Consider the following 4,239-nt stretch of genomic DNA (forward strand, 5'->3'; position numbering starts at 1 on the left):
CCTGGCTGCTGATCGAGAAGCCCCAGCGGGTCTTCTCGATCAGCAGCCAGGAGAGCGCGCAGGCAAGGATGCCGACGACGAGGCCCCAATGCACCTCCATGCCCGGGATGTTGCCGACGCGGTAGAGGTCGGCCAGCGGCTGGGTCGAGGGTTTGTTGAGCGAGGCCGGATCGCGCAGCGGCCCTTCCACCAGATGGTTCATCAGGGCAATCGCGATGTAGGCCATCAGCAGGCTGGAGATGGTCTCGTTGACGGCCCGGTAATGGCGCAGCGCGCCGACGACACCTATCCAGATGCCGCCGGCGGCCGCGCCCCCCACGCCCATGAGGAGGATGACGAGAAAAGACGGCGCGCCGTTCAGCGCCACGCCGATAGCGGCTGCGGCGACGCCGCCGAGCACGATCGCGCCCTCGCCGCCGATGACGACCAGGCCGAGGCGCGCCGGTAGAGCCACGCAGAGCGCCGCAAGCAAGAGCGGCGCTCCGCGCGACAGCGAGTTCTGGATCGAGAACCAGGAACCGAAGCCGCCGCGCCACATCGTCTCGTAGAGCTGGGCCGGCGACTTGCCGACAGCCAGGATGAACAGGCTGAACAGCACCATGCCGGCGACCAGCGCCGCGAGTGGAATGACGAAGGCCTCAGCCCGCCTGGCGATCCATTCGAGCGCCGCCCGATATCCCCTCGCATCGAGGATGGTCCGCACGTCCGGGCCGCTCACGGTGTCCGTCATGTCTCCGTTTCCCAAGGCCCGCGCCCCTTAGGCCGTCGAGCCGACGACGCCGTCGACGAGATAGTCCATGCTTTCGAGCTCGATGGCGGTCTCGACGAAGGCTTGGCCTTCGGTAGCGACGACGGCGCCCTTGTTGCTCTTCAATGGGCCCTTGATGACGGAGAAGCCGCCTTTCATCATTTCGGCCAGCGTGGCGTCGAACTGCTTGCGCGCCGCTTCGCCGACGGCGGGACCGAGCGGGCTCATCTTGACGAAGCCGTCGGCCAGGCCGCCGCGCGTGAAGTTGGGCAGCGGCTTGCCGGCGATGAGGTCGTCGACGAACATCTTGTAGACCTTGGCCCAGTTCCACTCCGCGCCGGTCAGGTATTTTTCCGGCGCCAGCGGGCTCTGGTTGGCGTGGTAGCCACAGACGAAGGCGCCGCGGCCGGCGGCCGTCTCGACCACCACCTTCGGGCTGTCGACATGGCAGGTGACGACGTCGGCACCTTGGTCGACCAGCGCGTTGGTGGCCTCGGCTTCCTTGACCGCCAGCGACCATTCGCCGGTGAAGATCACCTGGCAGGTGATCGCCGGATCGACCGAGCGCGCGCCCAGCAGGAAGGAATTGATGTTGAGCAGAACCTGCGGGATCGGCTTGGCGGCGACGAAACCGAGCTTCTTCGACTTGGTGGCGTGGCCGGCGACGACGCCGTTGAGGTACTGGCCCATGCCGATATAGCCGAAATAGGAACCGGCGTTCATCGGGTGCTTGTCCTTGTTCCACATGCCGCCGCAATGGCGAAACTGCACGTCAGGGAACTTCGCGCACATGGCCAGCATATGCGGATCGAAGTAGCCGAACGAGGTCGGAAAGATCAGCGAGGCGCCGTCGAGATTGATCATCGATTCCATCGTCTTCTGGACGTCGACCGTTTCGGGAACATTTTCCTCCTCGACGATGGAAATGCCTTCGATGCCCTTCAGCGACGCAGCCCCTTCGGCATGCGCCTGGTTGTAGCCATAGTCGTCCTTCGGGCCGACATAGATGAAGCCGACGGTAGCGGCGGCGGCGCGCGCCGCGCGGATCGGAAAGGCTGCCGAGGCAAGGCCCAGCGCCGCTCCGGCGGCGGAGGTCTTGAGCAGATCGCGGCGGCTAAGCATGAATCTCTCGGTCATATCGAATGCTCCCCTTTCTTGGACCCGGCACGGGTCGGTTGATCTCCTATCAAGAAAGTGCATGCAATCGCTATGCCAGTTCCGCCGCGAGGTTTTCCGTAATAAAATCAACAGATCACTTTAGAAGGCCTGCATAAAGGCAAGGCAAGTGCATGCACTTTATGCCTGAAAAATGATCAGTTTGACATAAGGGTCAAAATCTAGGCATACAGACGCGCAGCCTGAGTCGAAATCAGCCCGTGAGCCGTCCAGGTCGCGGGTCCGGATCCAAAAAACTGGACGGAGGAGACGTGTCGGGAAGGCGCTTGGTCAGGTCGGGCACGACCGTGGATCAGATGGTGAGGGCGATCGCGGACCGCATCGTCACCGGCTATCTGCGCCCTGGCGAAAGGCTCGACGAGGGCTCGCTCGCCGCCCGTTTCGACGTCTCGCGCACGCCCGTGCGGGAGGCGCTCGGCCATTTGAGCGCCATGGGCCTGGTCGAAAGGCGGCCCAACCGGGGCGCCATCGTCGCCGTGATTACGCAGGAACATCTCGCCTCGATGTTCGAGAGCATGGCCGAACTGGAAGCGATCTGCGCGCGCTTCTCGGCCGAGCGCATGACCGGCGCCGAGCGCCGTTCGCTGGAGATGGAGCATCAGGCCTCGGCGCGGCTCGTGCAGCTCGGCGCCGAGGAGGACTACGAGTTTTTCAACACCGAGTTCCACAGCAGGCTCTATCGCGGCGCGCACAATACGCATATCCACGATTTGACCGTGGCGACCCGCAGCCGCCTGGCGCCGTTCCGGCGCGCGCAGTTCATGCTGCCAGGCCGACTGGCCAAGTCCTGGCAGGAGCATGATGTGATCGTCACCGCGATCATGCGCGGCGATGCGGCGGCTGCCGGCAAGGCCGCCCGCGATCATGTGTCGATCGTCAGCGAGGCGAGCGCTGTGTTCGCGGCCGTCGACCCGATGGAACCGAAGGTCAGCCGATCCGGGCGTCGATGATCTCGACGAAGCGCGCGAAGAGCCCCGCCTGCGACTTGATTTTGAGCTTGCGATAGATGTTGCGGCGGTGGACCTTCACGGTCCCCGGCACGATCCTGAGCGCCCTGGCGATCGATTCCGTGGAATGGCCCTGAAGCACCAGGTCGACGACCTGTTTTTCGCGCGACGTCAGCGACAGGCTCTTCCAGATATGCGCGCGATCGAGCTCGTTGGCCATGGCGACAGTTTCGCCCGGCGGCGGGAGCCCAGCCTCGTCGGCGGGCAGGGCCGGCCAGCGTTGCCGGCAGAAACCGATCACCGCCGGCGCCATGTCGCGCAGCAGCCTGGCGTCGGCTGTTCCGAACGGCCCCGAGGCGCGCAGCCGCATCAGCGACAACACCAGCGCATCCTTGCCGGCCAGCGGCACGAAAAAGCCGACCTCCTCGGCGAGCCGGGTCTGGCTGTAATAGGAACGGTAGTATTCGCTGGCATAGAAGCGGTCCGGCGCCAGCTCGCGCATGCGCCAGAAACCCTCCTTGCGCTCGACCGCGGCATGGTGGAACGGGTCGAGCAGATAGGGCCCCTCCTGATAGAGCGCGACGAAGATGTGGCTTTCGGCCGGCGAGAAGGTCTCGAACAGGAGCGGCGGCCGCGCAGCTCCCCGATAGCCGAAGATCACGCAGTGATCGAAGCGCACATGCCCGCGCAGCCAGCCGACGATCGCCTTGCCGAAATGATCGCCGCCGCTCTCGCGCGTCGCGGCGATCACGGCGGCAAGCGCGTTGTAGTCGTCACTGCGGGAGACGGCCAATTCATACCCCTCTGAACGATTAAATCAGCTAAATATACCACCTGCGAGGTATATACTAGTCGCCATTGGCTCTGCTAGCGTCACGACATTGCCTCACGCTGTCGCTGGAGCCCGTGGCTTGACTGCAGTGCCCGATATCGAGTTTCGCGCGGTCACCAAGCGCTATGGCGCGGTCACCGCGGTGAGCGGCATCGACCTTGCCATCCCGCCTTCCGCTTTCGTTGCGCTGCTCGGGCCCTCCGGCTGCGGCAAGACGACCTGCCTGCGCATGATCGGCGGCTTCGAGCAGCCGAGCGAAGGCCAGGTGCTGATCCGCGGCCGCGACATGGCCGGAACGCCGCCCTACCGGCGCCCGGTCAACATGGTGTTCCAGCAATACGCGCTGTTTCCGCATCTCGATGTCGAGGAAAACATCTCGTACGGCCTGCGTCAGGCGAGGCCGCGGATGTCGTCACGCGAGATCGCCTCAAGGGCCGGCGAGGCGCTGGCCATGGTGCAGCTCGCCGGCTACGGGCGCCGCAAGATCCACGAACTCTCCGGCGGGCAGCAACAGCGCGTCGCGCTGGCCCGCGCAC

4 protein-coding genes and 1 pseudogene are annotated in these 4,239 nt (G+C 65.0%); 2 read left to right on the top strand and 3 right to left on the bottom strand.

What is annotated here, in order from left to right:
• Positions 1-730, bottom strand: a pseudogene (locus tag EOA29_RS27265) (ABC transporter permease); the annotation flags it as partial.
• Between the two features lie 27 nt (positions 731-757).
• Complete coding sequence (locus tag EOA29_RS27270) at positions 758-1,885, bottom strand: BMP family ABC transporter substrate-binding protein (RefSeq protein ID WP_126091820.1); 1,128 nt, start codon at positions 1,883-1,885, stop codon at positions 758-760.
• Between the two features lie 335 nt (positions 1,886-2,220).
• On the opposite strand from EOA29_RS27270, the gene EOA29_RS27275 reads away from it, so the two are divergent.
• Positions 2,221-2,874 (top strand): GntR family transcriptional regulator, encoded by a 654-nt coding sequence (locus tag EOA29_RS27275; protein ID WP_126095745.1) that lies wholly within the window; start codon positions 2,221-2,223, stop codon positions 2,872-2,874.
• Here the strand turns inward: EOA29_RS27275 and EOA29_RS27280 are convergent.
• The gene (locus EOA29_RS27280) at positions 2,852-3,664 is read right to left on the bottom strand and encodes a LuxR C-terminal-related transcriptional regulator (RefSeq protein ID WP_126091821.1); all 813 of its coding nucleotides are present in this window, start codon (positions 3,662-3,664) and stop codon (positions 2,852-2,854) included. The two genes, EOA29_RS27275 and EOA29_RS27280, sit on opposite strands and share 23 nt — an antisense overlap.
• Positions 3,665-3,782: 118 nt before the next feature.
• Between EOA29_RS27280 and EOA29_RS27285 the strand changes: the two genes are divergently transcribed.
• Positions 3,783-4,239 (top strand): ABC transporter ATP-binding protein (locus EOA29_RS27285; RefSeq protein WP_145969820.1); only part of this gene is annotated, 457 nt, incomplete at its 3' end.

The organism is Mesorhizobium sp. M1E.F.Ca.ET.063.01.1.1, assembly GCF_003998155.1.
In the GTDB taxonomy this organism is placed as follows: domain Bacteria; phylum Pseudomonadota; class Alphaproteobacteria; order Rhizobiales; family Rhizobiaceae; genus Mesorhizobium.